Source organism: Bradyrhizobium sp. CSA207 (genome assembly GCF_029051685.1).
Lineage (GTDB): Bacteria > Pseudomonadota > Alphaproteobacteria > Rhizobiales > Xanthobacteraceae > Bradyrhizobium.
On sequence record NZ_JAACFT010000017.1, the window covers coordinates 1 to 16,029 of the forward strand.

General features: G+C 60.7%; 14 protein-coding genes. 9 read left to right on the forward strand and 5 right to left on the reverse strand.

Annotation, left to right across the window (positions count from 1 at the left end; genetic code table 11):
* Positions 1 to 773, reverse strand: a 773-nt coding sequence (gmd, locus tag GWG65_RS19995) for a GDP-mannose 4,6-dehydratase (RefSeq protein WP_275197249.1), incomplete at its 3' end; no start/stop codon positions are given.
* A gap of 274 nt (positions 774 to 1,047) precedes the next feature.
* On the opposite strand from gmd, the gene GWG65_RS20000 reads away from it, so the two are divergent.
* Positions 1,048 to 1,593, forward strand: a complete 546-nt coding sequence (locus GWG65_RS20000) for an HAD family hydrolase (RefSeq protein ID WP_275197250.1) — start codon at positions 1,048 to 1,050, stop codon at positions 1,591 to 1,593.
* Between the two features lie 5 nt (positions 1,594 to 1,598).
* Positions 1,599 to 2,816, forward strand: coding sequence for a glycosyltransferase family 4 protein (locus GWG65_RS20005; protein ID WP_275197251.1), 1,218 nt, complete (start codon positions 1,599 to 1,601; stop codon positions 2,814 to 2,816).
* Here the strand turns inward: GWG65_RS20005 and GWG65_RS20010 are convergent.
* From GWG65_RS20010 to GWG65_RS20020, 3 genes are read right to left on the reverse strand one after another with little or no spacing between them, the layout of a single operon-like run.
* Positions 2,813 to 3,910 carry a DegT/DnrJ/EryC1/StrS family aminotransferase gene (locus GWG65_RS20010; RefSeq protein WP_275197252.1) on the reverse strand — a complete coding sequence of 366 codons (1,098 nt, stop codon included), beginning with the start codon at positions 3,908 to 3,910 and terminating at the stop codon, positions 2,813 to 2,815. The genes GWG65_RS20005 and GWG65_RS20010 overlap by 4 nt on opposite strands.
* Before the next feature lie 11 nt (positions 3,911 to 3,921).
* Positions 3,922 to 4,392 (reverse strand): acyltransferase, encoded by a 471-nt coding sequence (locus GWG65_RS20015; RefSeq protein ID WP_275197253.1) that lies wholly within the window; start codon positions 4,390 to 4,392, stop codon positions 3,922 to 3,924.
* Positions 4,389 to 5,450, reverse strand: a complete 1,062-nt coding sequence (locus GWG65_RS20020; protein ID WP_275197254.1) for a Gfo/Idh/MocA family oxidoreductase — start codon at positions 5,448 to 5,450, stop codon at positions 4,389 to 4,391. Before GWG65_RS20020 ends, GWG65_RS20015 begins: the two co-directional genes overlap by 4 nt.
* Before the next feature lie 218 nt (positions 5,451 to 5,668).
* Here GWG65_RS20020 and GWG65_RS20025 point away from each other — a divergent pair, with 218 nt between their 5' ends.
* From GWG65_RS20025 to GWG65_RS20050, 6 genes are all read left to right on the forward strand, one after another.
* Positions 5,669 to 6,997, forward strand: a complete 1,329-nt coding sequence (locus GWG65_RS20025) for a hypothetical protein (protein ID WP_275197255.1) — start codon at positions 5,669 to 5,671, stop codon at positions 6,995 to 6,997.
* 219 nt (positions 6,998 to 7,216) lie between these two features.
* Entirely contained in the window at positions 7,217 to 8,428 is a 1,212-nt protein-coding gene (locus GWG65_RS20030) for a glycosyltransferase (RefSeq protein ID WP_275197256.1), read from the forward strand.
* Between the two features lie 108 nt (positions 8,429 to 8,536).
* Positions 8,537 to 8,983: a hypothetical protein gene (locus GWG65_RS20035; protein ID WP_275197257.1), complete on the forward strand. Its 447-nt coding sequence runs from the start codon at positions 8,537 to 8,539 to the stop codon at positions 8,981 to 8,983.
* Positions 8,980 to 10,101, forward strand: coding sequence for a DegT/DnrJ/EryC1/StrS family aminotransferase (locus GWG65_RS20040; RefSeq protein WP_275197258.1), 1,122 nt, complete (start codon positions 8,980 to 8,982; stop codon positions 10,099 to 10,101). Before GWG65_RS20035 ends, GWG65_RS20040 begins: the two co-directional genes overlap by 4 nt.
* Positions 10,098 to 10,865, forward strand: a complete 768-nt coding sequence (locus GWG65_RS20045; protein WP_275197259.1) for a class I SAM-dependent methyltransferase — start codon at positions 10,098 to 10,100, stop codon at positions 10,863 to 10,865. Before GWG65_RS20040 ends, GWG65_RS20045 begins: the two co-directional genes overlap by 4 nt.
* Entirely contained in the window at positions 10,862 to 12,070 is a 1,209-nt protein-coding gene (locus tag GWG65_RS20050) for a glycosyltransferase (protein WP_275197260.1), read from the forward strand. The genes GWG65_RS20045 and GWG65_RS20050 overlap by 4 nt, the downstream gene beginning before the upstream one ends.
* A 17-nt stretch (positions 12,071 to 12,087) precedes the next feature.
* Here the strand turns inward: GWG65_RS20050 and GWG65_RS20055 are convergent, their stop codons facing one another.
* On the reverse strand, positions 12,088 to 13,587 hold the full coding sequence (locus GWG65_RS20055) for a hypothetical protein (RefSeq protein ID WP_275197261.1): 1,500 nt from the start codon (positions 13,585 to 13,587) through the stop codon (positions 12,088 to 12,090).
* A 598-nt stretch (positions 13,588 to 14,185) separates the two neighbouring features.
* Between GWG65_RS20055 and GWG65_RS20060 the strand changes: the two genes are divergently transcribed.
* Positions 14,186 to 16,006, forward strand: a complete 1,821-nt coding sequence (locus tag GWG65_RS20060) for a hypothetical protein (RefSeq protein ID WP_275197262.1) — start codon at positions 14,186 to 14,188, stop codon at positions 16,004 to 16,006.
* Positions 16,007 to 16,029 lie beyond the last annotated feature (23 nt).

Consider the following 16,029-nt stretch of genomic DNA (forward strand, 5'->3'; position numbering starts at 1 on the left):
CGCATCTCGCCGGTGGCGAGCACGAAGTCGTCCGCCTTGTCGGCCTGCAGGATCTTGTGCATGCCTTCGACATAATCCTTGGCATGACCCCAGTCGCGCTTGGCGTCGAGATTGCCGAGATAGAGCACCTTCTCCAGACCGACCGCGATACGGGCGACGCCGCGCGTGATCTTGCGGGTCACAAAAGTCTCGCCGCGGATCGGGCTCTCATGGTTGAACAGGATGCCGTTGCTGGCGAACATGCCGTAGGCTTCGCGGTAGTTCACCGTGATCCAGTAGCCGTAGAGTTTTGCCACGCCATAAGGCGAGCGCGGATAGAACGGCGTGGTCTCCTTCTGCGGGACCTCCTGGACGAGACCGTAGAGCTCGGAGGTCGAGGCCTGGTAGAACCGCGTCTCCTTCTCCATGCCGAGGATGCGGATCGCCTCGAGCAGCCGCAGCACGCCGATGGCGTCGGCATTGGCGGTGTATTCGGGGCTTTCGAAACTGACGGCGACGTGACTTTGGGCGGCGAGATTGTAGATTTCGGTCGGCCGGATCTGCTGCACCAGGCGGATCAGATTGGTCGAGTCCGTCATGTCGCCGTAATGCATCAGGAACGGCACGTCGCCGACATGCGGGTCCTGGTAGAGGTGATCGACACGCGCGGTGTTGAACGACGACGAGCGCCGCTTGATGCCGTGCACGACATAGCCCAGCGACAACAGATATTCGGCGAGATAGGCGCCGTCCTGTCCGGTGACGCCGGTGATCAGAGCGACCTGTTTACTCATTCTCTGTCTCGTTCCCACAATGTGTGAAAATCGACCGCAACGCCGACGAAGCGCCACGTAAACGCCGCCTTGCGAACCTTCTTGGACATATCGAGAGTCTCTGGTCAACCCCTGGCGCAGGATGGACGCCCGGGGGCAGGAAACACGTCGCCACAGGGTCGGCCCGAGGCACCGACCGCGATACGGTCCAATCGAGATAGCTGGCCGTTCTGGAACATGTTAGTGGTGAACTCGGAACTCGCAACCTTCAAAAGACCACGACGAACCGGCCGGAATGACCAGAGACCAGGAAAGTTCAGCGATCGGCCAGGTGCTACGCCCAGCAGTCTTTTTCGACCGTGACGGCGTTCTGAATGTTGACAGCGAATATGCGTACGAGATCGACAAATTCGCCTGGATCGACGGCGCGATCGAAGCCGTGAAGGCGGTCAACGATGCCGGATATTTCGCCTTTGTCATAACCAACCAGTCAGGCGTCGCCAGGGGCTTCTTCGAGGAGACCGACCTGCATATTCTGCACGATTGGATGGCCGGCCAGTTGGCCGGCCACGGCGCACGGATTGATGCCTTCGAATACTGCCCGTTTCATCCGGACGGAGTGGTCGAACGCTATCGGCGCACAAGCGACCGCCGGAAGCCACAGCCCGGTATGATCGTCGATCTTCTGAGCAGATTTCCCGTCGACGTCGCCAAGAGCTTCGTCGTAGGCGACAAGCCGTCCGATATCGACGCAGCGCGCGCCGCGGGACTGCCCGGCTATCTTTTTCAGGGTGGAAATCTTCTGCAGTTCATCACGCCGCTGCTCGGGCGGAATGGGTAAGCGCCGTGCAGAAGGCTCCTACGTTCATCCTTGCCACCGAGTTCTATCCGCCGGACGAAAGCACGACGGCAACCTATCTTAGTGCGATTGCGCAGGCGATCGCCTCGGATATGAAGGTGGTCGTTCTGTCCGGAACGGCGGGCTCGGCCGGGCAGCGAGCGGCTGAAGAAACCGCGCCCGATGTCGTCGAGATCGCGAACTGGAAGCCGCCCAAGCGCGCGCTTGGCAGGCGCCTCATCGCGAGTTCGGCACTGGCGATCCGGATGTTCTGGGCAGTCTACCGGCGTGCACGCGCGGGCGATGTCGTCATGTCGGTCACGAGCCCTTTCACCCTGCCCTATACGATCACGCTTGCCGCGAGGCTGCGACGTGCCAAAACCGCGCTCTTGATCTACGACCTCTACCCGGAGGCGCTGGTGGCAGCTGGCGTTGTGCGGCGAACATCGCTCGTCGCAGGCGCCTTGCGTTTCGCCAATGCATGGCTCTTCAGAACCCTGAGCGCGATTTTCGTCATCGGCCGCGATGTGCCCCCTCTTCTGCTGCGCTACCGGGGCGTGAGCGCGAACAACATCCATTTCGTGCCGAACTGGACATTGCTGCCGATCGGCTTCCGCGAGCCGGGTCAGGCGAATCGCTTCAGAGAAGCCGATTCCTCGCAATTCGTTGTCGGGCTCTGCGGCAATCTCGGCTTCACACACGCGCCTCGTGCCGTGTTCGAAGCCGCACGGCTGTTGCGGCACGAGAAGAATATCCGTTTCGTTCTCTCCGGATGGGGAATCGGGTGGGCGGAGTTGAAGGATCTTCAGGCCTCCGAGCAGCTCGAGAACGTCACCCTGCGGGAGCCGGTGCCGGAGGACCAGCTCGCCGAATTCCTGTCAGGAGCCGATGCCTGGATCATTCCCTACCGGCGCAACGTCGCCGGCGTTTCGATTCCAAGCCGGCTCTACAATTTTCTCGCTGTCGGGCGGGCCGTCATCGTCGGCACGGAAGCGAATTCCGAGGCCGCTCTTGCGGTCACAGAGGAAGCCGTCGGCTGGATCGTGCCCCCGGAGGACCCTGCCGCTCTTGCGCAGGCAGTATCTGAAGCGGCGTCAGAGCGCAGCGCAACTCTCCAACGAGGCCGTCTGGCGGCGATCGCTGCCCTGAAGTACAGTGAACAAGCCTCGACCCTTCGCTACCGGGACATCGTGCGCCGCCTGCGCGAAGGGAACGGCGGAAGCTAGAAGTTCCCGATCAGCCGAATGACCTCATCCTGCTGCTCGCGGGTGATCTCCGCGAACATCGGCAGCGACAGGATCTTGTTCTGATCGTCGGACGCCCTCGGGAATTGCTCCGGGCGATGCGCAAGTCGCGCATAGGCGGGCAGCAGCGGCAACGCCGTCGGGTAATTGATCGCCGTCTGCACCCCATTGGCACCCAGATACGATGCGAGCGCATCGCGCTTCTTATGCTTGATCGTGTAGAGATGGTAGACGTGAGTGCGGTCAGGCGCGACGTAGGGCACCTCCACGCCATCGAGCTGATTGAGACCCGCATCATAGACCGCCGCCGCATCCTGACGCGCCTTGGTCCAGGCCTGCAGATGCCTCAACTTGGCCGACAGGATCGCCGCCTGCATTCCGTCGAGGCGGCTGTTGATGCCCTCGATCAGGTGCTTGTGCTTCACAAGGCCGCCGTGACGGGCCAGCATGGTCATGTGCTCGGCAAGCGCCGCGTCCCCGGTCACAACCGCGCCGGCATCACCGAACGCACCCAGATTTTTGCCCGGATAGAATGAATAGGTCGCGGCCGCCCCAAAGGTGCCGACCGGCTGATCCTTGTACCGCGCCAGATGAGCCTGGGCGCAGTCCTCGATGACCCAGAGGCCGTGCTTGCGCGCGATCGCCATGATCGCGTCCATATTCGCCGGCTGACCGTAGAGGTGCACCGGGATGATCCCGACGGTCCGCGACGTGATCGCCGCTTCGACCGCCGCCGGGTCGATTGTGAAGGTCTCGCCGTCGGTGTCGCAGAATACGACCTGCGCGCCCGCATGCGTGATCATCGCGGACGTCGATATCCAGGAATGTGCGGTCGTGATGACCTCGTCTCCCGGCTTGACCTTGAGCGCCGCCATCGCGAGGTAGAGCGCGTCCGTGCCGTTCGCACAGGACACGCAGCGCTTGACGCCTGCCGCGGCCGCGAACTCCTGCTCGAAGGCATCGACATACGGCCCACGGATGAACGCGCTGTCGCGAATGACTGCAGCGATCGCACCGTCGATCTCATCCTTGATCGACTGATATTGCAGCCCGAGATCCGCGTAAGGTACCGGCATAAGGCTATTCCCTAAGTCTTGCCCTTGAGGCGGCGGGCGGGATTTCCGGCATAGCTGCCGGGCTCGGTAATATCTTTCGTGACCACCGAGCCGGCGCCAATCACGACGTCGTCGGCGATGGATACCGGCATGATGGTCGCGTTTGAACCGATCGAAACCCGATTGCCGATCCTGGTCGCACGCCACAATTCCCGGCGGCCGCGTGCCGGCCCGCCGGTGGAAAACGTATCGTTGATGAACATCACACCGTGCCCGACGAAGCAATCCTCGCCGATCGACACCAATTCGCAGATGAAGGCATGCGACTGCACGCGGGTCCGCGCGCCGACGACCGCGCCTGTCTGTATCTCGGTGAACGGGCCGACAAAGCAGTCATCCGCGATCTCGCAGCCGTAAAGATTGCAAGGCTCGACCAATTTGACGCGCTGACCGAATTTGACGTCGCGCACGCCGACCTGATGCACCTGCGGCTTGCCGCTCACGAGATCACACCGAGCTTGCTTCGCCGGGGCTCGAAGCGAAGCGCAACTTCCTGCCCCGTCTCGATCGACTCGTAGAGGGCCGAGATCAGTTCGAGGCTCTTGCGCCCCTGCAAGCCGTCGACCAGCGCGGCGCGCTGATGCAACAGGCAGTCGACGACGTGCTGATAATAGGCCTGATGACCGAAGCCGTAGACGTTGGGCGGATTGACCGAGAACTTCTCGACGACGACCTTGTCGCTCGGCAGCGGGTCGACGAAATTCCAGTGCCTGATCTGATTGACTGCGAAACCCGCGATCTCCACGGTTCCCTTCTCGCCGAGGATCGAAAGGGAGCCTTCGAGATCCTTTGGCCGAACTGCCGTGGTCGCTTCGATGATCCCCAACGCTCCGTTGCGGAATTTCACCGTCGCCACGGCAGTGTCTTCGGTCTCGACCTTCACGAGGGCTGTCGTGGCCCGGGCGTGAACGCTCACCACGTCCCCGAAGAACCACTCCAGCATATCGATGTGGTGGCTGGCCTGGTTCGTCAGCACGCCGCCGTCATAGGCCCAGGTGCCGCGCCAGGCGTCCTGATCGTAGTAGGCTTGGTCCCGGCACCAGCGGACCCGCACGGTGCCGAGGATGAGCCGGCCAAACCTGCCGGCGTCCAGCGCCTCGCGTGCCTTGACGACCGGGACGTTGAAGCGGTTCTGCTTGACGACGAACAGCTTCACGCCGGCTTCGTCGCAGGCACGGATCATGTCGTCTGCGTCCTGCAGCCGGAGCGCCATCGGCTTCTCAACGACAACGTGCTTTCCTGCGCGCGCACACGCGATGACGTGCTGCGGATGCATGCCGCTGGGCGTCAGAACGGCAACGGCGTCGATATCCTTGCGCGCCAGCAGATCGTCCAGATCATCGTAGGCGGGAATCCCGAACTTCGCGGCCAGCGCGTCGGCGCGAGGTTTGACGTTGTCACAAACAGCGACGAGGCTCGCCCTCTCGATGTGATTGCCACCCAGGAGTTCCGCATGGCGTTTCGCAATGCGCCCGCAGCCCAGCAAGCCGAATCTGATCATTCAACCTTCCCCTCGGCAGGCCTTGCCAAACCGATAGATTGCGCTCCCCATCACGCCAATATCTCAGCGTATATTCGAAATATTCATTGCCGATCAAGACAATATTGCCGTTTGGCTCGCTTGCAGGATGCCGCAAGAGGCAGGCTAAGTTTTTGGTCTCCAATCCGTTTTTCATGATACTAGAGGCCAAACGCAAACCTTCCCGACCCAGCCAGCCGATGAATGCCGCCTTCGATGCCGCCGCCGTGAACCTGTCGGCGCGCGACCGATATAGATTGGGTCTCGCAACCCTTTGTCACGTCGTGACAAGTTGCGTATCCCTGATATTCATCACCGAGTATTACCGGCATCTACTGCCCCTGGCGGAGAACAGCCGCGATCGCATCCTGGCCGCCGCTATCGGCGTCGTGCCGTTTGCCCTGTGCTCGATTGTCTTCACGATGAGACGATTCAGCTTTGGCTATGCCCTCGGATTCTATTTCTTCACTCTCATTCTCGGTTACATCTGGCTCGTCGAGTTCTCGACGTTTCCCTACGATCACCGCGCGGCGGCAATTTCCGCATTCGCCTCGGGGATCGCCTTCCTGATTCCGACGCTGCTCGTCGGCTCGCCCTTCCCGCGGCGGTTCACGCTGACAGCCGGGCAGCTTCGCGGCCTTCTGGCCGTCATCGTTCCGCTTTCCATCGTCGTTCTCGCGATCGGTACCATGTTCGAGTTTCAGCTCGCCAGTCCCGAGGACATGTACAAGTTCCGCAGCGAGATCTCACTTCCGAGATGGCTTCAATATGCGATCGGCATTGTCTCCGGTGCGCTGCTACCCTTCGCCTATGCCTGCTTCGTCCAGTTCAAGCGATACGCCCTGGCGGCACTCTGCCTGCTGCTCCTGGTGCTGTTTTACCCGGTCACCCTGACGAAGGTCTCCCTCCTGGCTCCGGGCTGGATGCTATTCCTCACGGTTCTTTGCGCCTATTTCGAAACCCGGATGGCGGTCGTTCTCTCTCTCCTCCTGCCGATCCTGGCAGGCGTGCTGATGGTCGTGCTCTACCGATACGGCCTGCGAGGGCACAACGCCTTCCTCTATTTTGGAACGGTCAATTTCCGGATGATCGCGATGCCGTCGAGCGCGCTGGATTTCTACAATGACTTCTTTACAACCCATCAGTTGACGCATTTCTGCCAGATAACACCCCTCAAGCTGATCATGGCGTGCCCGTACGACAAGCCGCTCTCGCTCTACATGGCCGACAGCTATCATCTCGGCTATTTCAATGCTTCGCTCTTTGCCACCGAAGGCATTGCTTCGGTGGGCATGGCGCTGGCTCCCGCCTCGGCCTTGGTCTGCGGACTGATCATCAGCCTCGGCAATCGCGCCGCCGCCGGCCTGCCCCCACGTTTCGTTCTCCTGTCAAGCGGACTGCTGCTTCAGATATTCATCAACGTGCCGCTCACGATCGCGCTCGTGACTCACGGCGCGGCGGTCCTATTCTTGCTTTGGTACGTTGCGCCGCGGGATGTGCTAGGAGATCGACCAGCCGAAGTACCTTAGGTCGAAGCGAATGCCAATCTTGTGTTACTGGGGCAAACCGAATAGCGGGCTTCCTGCGTTCCTCCTCACGAACGCGGTCGTTTGCTGTATCTTGCTGACCTTCGTCATCCAGCTGTACGACTTCTTTGGAATTTTCGAATTGGATCCGTCGCGGATCATCCGGGTCGCTCTCATCGTGGTGTCGCCCATTACCCAGCTGTGGCCACGCCATGGCGAAGCTTGACCGGCAAGGATTTGGGCTTCATGCGCGTGCTCGTACTGAACGGAGACTATCCCCGTTTTCTGAAGTGGCTGTATGGCCATCAGGCCGGTCTGACCGATGCCTCCTATGCGGAACAAATGGCCGCGCGAAACGCAAGCCTGTTTGGCGTCGCGGATTTCTATTCAAACAACTTCAGGGCCCATGGACATGCGGCGGCGGAAATCCACGTCAACAATGTCTGGCTTCAATCTGCCTGGGCTCGCGAACGTGGCATGGCTTTCGACGTGCCGGCGCAGTTCGCGGAGAGCAGGAAGGATCGCCTACCGGGGTGGCTGCAACGCGCCACGGCTCCGCTCAAGCCGATCCTCAGACCTCTTGCGCGAACCGTCGGGCTTAGCCCGCGTCTGAGCGAACCGCTCGAACGCGTTCTTCTCGCTCAGATCGAGGAATTCAAGCCCGACCTTATCCTCAATCAGGACGTGTTCTACGTCGGCACCAGACTGATAGAGCGCATTAGAAGCATGGGCGTGCCGACAATCGTCGGACAAGTCGGCATCGAGCCCTCCCGCGGCGAAAACTGGCTTGCATACGATCTCATGCTGTCACAATTGCCGCGCGTGGTGCGCGCTTTTCGAGCGGCCGGCGTCGCGGCAGAGGTTAGCCATCTGGCCTTTGAACCGATCATCCTGGACAAGCTGCCGCCCGCTGCGGCGCCGGATATTGATGTCTCATTCGTGGGCTCAGTATCGGAAGACCATCGCGAGCGGATCGCGCTCCTCGAGTTCATCGCCCGTCGCTTCAATCTGAGGCTCTGGGGAAACATCCCGACTTCCCTTCCGGCCTCATCGCCGCTTTGGCGCTGCTTCCAAGGAGAGGTCTGGGGCACAGAAATGTATCAGGTACTGAGGCGATCCCGCATCACCCTGAATTCCCATATCGATATCGCGGGCGAGGAGGCCGGCAACATGCGCCTCTTTGAGGCGACCGGCGTCGGGACGTTCCTGCTCACGGACTACAAGCGCAATCTGGATACCTTGTTCGAGCCGTCCCGGGACGTCGCCGTCTGGCGGTCGCCCGAGGATTGCGCAGCGTCAATTGACCGGTATCTCAACGATGAAAGCTCCCGCTTGGCGCTTGCGACGGCAGGCCAAGAGGCGACCCTTTCGCGACACAACTTCAACCAGCGCGTTCGCGAGATTCTGGATTTCATCGCACACATCAAGCGCTAGGCTTTTGCAGCTGGCCGGCGGCCTTGACGACACCGCCGAAAATAGCCAAAGTCAGCTCAACTCACAGCTAACACCTTGTAAGATCTGTACTTTTTTTGGGAGTCCCACGTGGACAGCATCGAGCACTGCCGATTCGACGGTCAGTTGTACGCAATCATTGTGCGGGCTTCCTTTCGTGAGCCGGGGATCACGTTCTTTTCGCCTCCGGAGCTCTCGCAGCAGCTCGCCTTCATGAGTCATCCGGAAGGCAAGAGTATTGCACCACATCGACACAACAAGGTGACGCGCGAGGTGCACTACACGCAGGAGGTCCTCCTTATCCAGAAGGGCAGGCTTCAGGTCGACTTTTACACTGAAGCCGAAGGCTATCTTGAAAGCCGCGTCCTCAATGCGGGCGACATCATCCTGCTCTGCAGTGGCGCGCACGGCTTTCACGTTCTCGAACCCGTGGAGATGTTCGAGATCAAGCAAGGCCCATATGCCGGGGAGAATGATAAGACGCGCTTTGCAGAGGTCGCGAACTCCGCTCTTCGGATCAAGGGTCCGGGCCTGTGACCAAGACGTTCATTCCCGTGAACACGCCGCTGCTCGATGGGAACGAGGCCGAGTATCTCGCGGAGTGTATCCGCACTGGGTGGATCTCTTCCGAAGGTCCGTTCATCAAGCGGTTCGAGCAGGGGATGGCTGCTCTGGTCGGACGGCGCCACGGGGTTGCCGTGACCAACGGTTCAGTGGCGCTCGACATAGCGGTTCATGCCCTAGGACTTGAACCCGGTTCGGAGGTCATCCTACCGACTTTCACTATCATCAGCTGCGCCAGCGCGATTGTGAGGGCCGGCCTCGTCCCCGTCGGTGTCGATTGCGACCCGGCAACCTGGAACATGACGGTCGAAGGCGTGGAGGCAGCGATCACACCGCGCACGCGTGCCATCATGCTGGTTCACATCTATGGTCTACCGGTCGACCTTGCATCGATTCTCGAGCTTGCGCGCAGGCACGACTTGAAGGTGATCGAGGATGCAGCCGAAATGCATGGCCAGACCTATCGTGGCGCGCCCTGCGGCAGCTTCGGCGACATCTCGACGTTCAGCTTCTATCCGAACAAGCACGTCACGACCGGCGAAGGCGGCATGATCCTCACGGACGATGACGCGCTGGCGGAGCGCCTGGCGAGCCTGCGCAACCTCTGCTTCCAGCCGCAGCAGCGCTTCATTCACGAGGAACTCGGCTGGAACGCGCGCATGACCAATCTCCAGGCCGCGCTTGGTGTCGCACAGATCGAGCACCTACCCCGTACCGTCGAGTTGAAACGTCGGATCGGCCGGCTCTACGACGAACATCTCGAGGACGTGGCCGGCATCCGCCGTCCCGTTCCTCGCACCAACTATGCCGACAACATCTATTGGGTCTACGGGATCGTTCTCGACGACAACGTTCCGTTCGATGCCAAGGAGGCGATGGGGCGTCTGGCGCAGAAGGGCATCGGAACGCGACCGTTCTTCTGGTGCATGCACGAACAGCCGGTGCTCCGCCGGATGGGCTTCATGCTGAATGAGTCCCATCCCAACGCCGAACATATCGCTCGCCGCGGCTTCTATCTCCCAAGCGGTCTCGCATTAACCGAAGACGAGATCGCGCGTTCCGCTTGGGCGCTGAAAGAGATTCTGCCGTGAGTGTCTTTGCCGGATACGCCCCTTGGTACGACCTTCTGTACGAAGACAAAAACTATTCGTCGGAGGTGGAGTTTGTCGAAGAACGTCTTCGCCACCACGGCACGGCTCCGGGCAAGCTGCTCGACCTGGGCTGCGGAACGGGCGTGCACGCCATCGAATTCGCTCGCCGCGGCTGGAGTCCCGCCGGTATCGACCTGAGCCAAGAAATGATCGCCCAGGCGAGCAGCCGTGCCGAACAGGCGGGACTTTCCATTCCCTTCCGCCAGGGCGACGCCTGCCAAAGTGGAACGGAGCGCGACTTCGATGCAGTCGTGTCGCTGTTTCACGTAGCAAGCTACCAAAACAATCCCAAGAGCCTTGAAGGCCTGTTCAGAACCGCGCATGCCGCTTTGAAGCCCGGCGGCATTTTCCTCTTCGATTACTGGTACGGCGGCGCCGTTCTTACGCAGGGCGTCGAGACGAGGGTCAAGGTCAAGGAAAGAAGGCCGCTGCGCCTCACGCGGATCGCGCAATCGAACCATGACGAGCTGAATGCCACAGTTTTCGTCAACTATACGCTCTTCTGCGAAGACATGGACCAAGGCTTGATCCGACGTGTCGAGGAGACGCACCGGATGCGCTACTGGTTTCCGTTCGAAATCGAGAGCTCTCTTCGCTCCTGTTGTTTCGAGCCAGTGGGTAGCTACGCCTGGCTTTCTGACGCGCCGCCAAACTCGAAGACGTGGGCCGCGTACTCGATCGCCAGGAAGATCGCCGAGAGGTGAGACCGTTGCGCCTGGCCGTGATGCTGGAGCAAGCGATTGAAGTCGGCGGAGGCTTCCAGCAGCCCCTGAACGATACGCTATGGCTTCGTGATTGGGCGAAGGAATCCGGCAATGAAATTGTGGTCTATTCGCCCTATTCCCGGACGATGGAGGTCCTGAAGGAATTCGGGATCGAGAGCCGCCTATGCAAGTTCGGTGTTCTGGACCATGCGTTTCTCTTCCTCAAGTATTGTCGCCCCTTCGATCTCGTCCAGATCGCTCTGAAGGCCAAGTCGCCGTTCGAGAGAGCCCTAATCAAGGATGGGATCGACCTCGTTCATTTCACCTCGACGTCAAAGCGGCACCTCCTGCTTTACAAGCTGCCGTTTCTCATCACGATATTCGACACCTGTCATCGCGACGCTCCGGAGTTCCCAGAGGTGCGGGCATTCGGCGAATTTGAACGGCGGGAGATCTTGTTTGGCCTCGGCTGTACGAAAGCAGCGATAGTAATCGTCAACGCACCGAAACTAATCGACGACCTCAGCCAGCGATACGCGATGGAGCGGGACCGGGCCATTTGCATACCCTTCTCGCCGTCGACCTATGTCGCACGGTCACCCGAAGGCGACGCTACCGATTCGGCGGTCTTGCAGAAGTATGGGCTCCAGCCCGGCTATTTGTTCTATCCGGCGCAATTCTGGCCGCACAAGAACCATGCGATGCTGCTGATGGCCCTCGCACTGCTCCGCGAAAGGGGCATCACGGAGCGCTTGGTGCTGTGCGGTTCGGACAGGGGCGGCCGCGAAAAAATCGACGCTGCCATCGCGACCTATGGCCTCGCCGCGCAAGTCTCTATCGTCGGCTTTGTCGAATCCTCCGAGCTTGGCGCCCTCTACCGCGGAGCCTCTGCGCTGGTGATGCCCAGCTATTTCGGTCCGACCAACATGCCTCCATTAGAAGCCTGGGCCGTCGGAACGCCCGTCATTTATCCCGAGGCCTTCGAGGAACAAGTCGGCGACGCTGCGATCCTGTTCGACTATGACGATCCGCAGTCGCTGGCAGATGCCATTCTCGGGCTTCGCGCGAACGGCACACGTGAACGCTTGTGCGAGGCCGGATACCAGCGGCTCAAACTATTCGCAGCCGAGACCAAGCGCGGGCGCGAGCAATTCGCACGGCAGATGCAGCGGCTGAAGCACCGGCTGGGACTGGCCCTGCACTGAGCCGTCCAGGCGCCCGGTCAGGAGGGAATCAGCTCGATCAGACGCGCGCGCAAATTGGGTTTAAGGAGCGGACTCGCGATCACGCCGACGATCGCCAGCCATATCGCGCACTCATACAGAAAATGCGCCCCCCCACTTCCGGGCGCAATCGCCGCGATCATCGTCCCCAAGGCCCAGCCGGGCACCACGATGATCACAGCCACGAGGAGCAGGAAGGCGACGTGGCGGAACGTATCATGTAGCGTCTGCTTCATGACAAGGATGGCGAGCAGGCCGAACTGGATGGCGAGGTCGCTCGCGACTATGGCAAGAGCCGCGCCGAGCGGACCCAACGAACGGATCAGCACGACGGACAGGCCGAGAAACACAATGAGATGCAGCCCCTTGGTTCGAACCAGCAGATCGGCGCGGTTGCTGTGATTGGCGAAACCAAGGGCCAGCAGGGAGGGAGCAACGGCCGCGGCTCCAAGCAGCAACGTGACTGCGAGGGAGGTGTCCAGGGGAATGCCCCCCCGTGTCCAAAGCGCAAAAAAATCAGCCCAGAATGACAGCAGGCCGGCCACGACGGCGCTGGCAAGCGCCGTCACGAGCACCGACCCATAGGCATAGTGGCGGCGCAGCCGCTCGTGGTCGCCAACCGCATAGTCGTGACCGAGTTCTGCCGCCATTGGTGTGACCATTTGGCTGCAGAGCCCTCTCACCAGGCTAGCCACGACGCGCGTGAGCCCCCACTGGGCGACGGCGACCCGATCGACGACAAAAGCGCTCACCAAGAGTACCGGCAGATTCATCAAGGCCAGTTCAGCCGCGTTGGCGACACCAAAAGGGATAGCACGCCTGAGTTGTCCAATACCCCAGCGCCACGACCACACACAACGTCGGCGCCGCAGGAATGGAAACAGTCGCGGCGCATCTATCGCAATCAAGAAGACCCCAAATAGGAGCTGTATCGCGCTGTAGGCGATTGCGACAGCGAATAGGCTGCCGAACAGCGCGAGCGCAACGAGCTGCGCAATCTGAATCAGCAGGAGATCGCCGCACAATAACCAGGTGATCCGCCCGAACTTGCCGCGCACTCTATAAAGGGCTGAAACCAGATTGGTCGGCAAAGTGAAAAGCATACCGACGAGCATGACTAGCATGGCGGAATCGAATGAAGCCGTCGTCTTGAACCCCAGCATCGTGGATGGCGGCAAAAGCTCGACGACCGCGACCACCACTGCACTCAGGAGAAGGACGAGGTTGAGATAGGCGCGCATCACCCCGTGGTAGAAGTTTCCTGTTCGCCCGTCACAGTCGGCGCATGACCTAAACGCAAGGAATCGGTTGATGGCTCGGGACTGGAGACCACAATCGGCGATGACTATAAGGCTTCCGGCCGCGTAGATCGCAAGCCAGGCCGCGAGCGTATCGCTCGACCAGAAGTGCAGGAACACCGGAACCAGCACCAGCTGCTGTGCTACTCCCAGGATGATGAGAACGAAATTCGCCGACCAGCCGTGCAGAAGCCGGCGCAAGCGGCCCTCCCCGCCGAGCCCAGGGCTGGGCCCTGCCTTGCTTCGCGCATCAGCTTGCGTACCGGTCAAGCGCCCCCCTTATAGCGCAGGCTTGCGCATAGCCGCTCGAAAATTCCTGGAAAACCTAAGCAGGCTGTTACCCTACCCTGGCGAGCGCGAGTTGTCTGCCGGAAGAAAGCGGCAATTTTCGCACAGTTTCATCCGGCCGCCGAGCGTGTCTTTTAGAGCGTCGCGGAAATCGGGGCAATGCAGGAAAGTCCCGAGGAGGATGCCCGCGAACGCCAGCGGCGAGCCGTCAGTTAAGCCGGCCGATCTCGATGTCCACACCATGTCGGACGCATGATTATCGTGTGCACAGCGCTTTTGGCCCCGGCCCTCGCTTGGGACGATCAGATGCTCTAAGAGAGTACAATATGAGGACAGACCGAAAACCAGCTTCCGTGCCGGTAAGCCGTTGAAATAGGATGTGCGTGCATTGAACTCAGTCTGTCTACCATGGCGTGGTTACATCCCCGGACGTCTCCTGCGTTGGCGTCACTCCTTTCCCAATTACAGATTTGTTCCTGCGCTCTCGATTGTGCTGGCCACGATAATCGTCTTGCTGCTCGTTATCGATCGCGGCTTCGATCTGACTGACGAGGGGATGTATCTATACGATATGGAGCACCCCGGGCTGAACTCAGGGACGCACATCAACCTCATCGCCGGAAAATTTGGCCACCTCTTCCACAACAACATTGTGGTGTGGCGGGCGATTTCGCTCGCCTTGAACATTGCCGGGTCGCTGATCTTCGCCGCCGGATTTTGGCGGCTGGGAGCATGCCTTGGTCTGCTTGGAGATCGCACAAGATCGGCGCAGGCGGGATTCTCCATCGCCGTTCTGATTGGGTCGCTCGGATATTATGGTGCCGGTCCGCCCTCTCTCTCGTCGAACAGCGTGGCTGCATTCGGCTTGCTCGCTGGCACGGGGATGCTTGCACTTGCCGTTACGGTCGCGCCGGGCATTTGGCGATACTTCGCGGTCGCGTTGTCCTCGCTGGCGATCGTTCTGCTCGAAGCAGCCCGGATCAGCGCAGGGCTCGGCTATGTGCTGGCCGCGCCGGCGATGTTGTGGCTGGCTTCCTCATTGATTGGCTGGCGGGCGACTGTACGGCTCGCCTTGGCGCATATCCTTTTTGGAGTGCTCTGGACCATCGTGCTCGCGACGAGCCTCGACGCTTGGCAGCAGATTTTGCCCGTCGTGCAATTCCTGCTCAGCACCGGCGCTTCAGGAGAGTCGTCCTATAACTACAGCTTGCTCGCGGAGCAGCACCTGCAGGATATCCTTGCCTTCGCATGGCAATCGCTACGGTATGCCGCCGCCGCGGCCGGAGCCGGGCTCGTCTCGAGTCTGCTGCTGCTAGGCTGGCGATCCTTTTTCGCCTCGCCATCATTCCTGCTGCTCCGCCGCGTCCGCGCAAGCGTGCTGTTCTTCGCGGCTCTTTTGCCGATGATTCCGCTGTCGGGCTACATTTCCTTGATCGACGTCTTCGCGAACTGGCCGACCGGCGCCTGCGCCGGCGCCGGCATGATCGTTTGCGACCAGCCAACCGGGTTGACTGGACGGCCCTTCATGTACGCCGTCGGCGGACAGATCGTCGTTGCGGCCCTGTTCATCGCCTTGGATCGGCTCAGTCCGAGAAGCGCACCACGTGACGAGGTCGTCGCTCGCTGGAGCATCTCGACCTTCTTCCTCCTGCTCACGCTGCTGCTGGTCCTCACAATCGTCACTTCGATCGGCACCAATACAGGCTTGCTTGCGCATAGCATCTTTTGCCTCGGGCCCGTGATGGCGGCCGGATACTTTGCCCTGACACATGCGGGCTCTCGCCTGGGCCGAATACCTGACCATATCGCGCCGGTCTCCCTTGTCTGCTTCTCCCTGCTGATGGCAATCGCCGTCGGCCATAATCGATTGTTCTTTCCCTATCGGCTGGATAGCACGATCTTCAAACAGACGACGCGGCTCAATCACCCGCCGGAGCTCAAGCGGCTCAAAGTCAGCGCGAACCTGTCGAGCGTGCTGACGAGCATCGATCATACACTGCAAGGCGCCGGCTTCGACCCGCAGCGCGATCTGGTTCTGCCGATTTACAACATGCCGGGCCTTCTCGTCGGCACCAATACGCGCGCATTCGGATTTGCCTGGCTCGACACAGGGCCAGGCTGGGACGAGATCAATTGCCATCGCGTCAAAACCGATCCGGCCGACCTTCGCGCCATCGGGCGGCTCTTTGTACTGTCCAACAGCGCAGCCAGCCCAGCCTTTGCGAATTGTCTGAAAGAGCGCGGCGTCGATATGGCAGCCGAGCGGCGGATCGCGACTATCCCAATTGAAGCCGATCGTGCAGTAACGGTTGGCATAATTCCTATTCCCTGAGGCGATCGCCGCCGGCCGTTTGG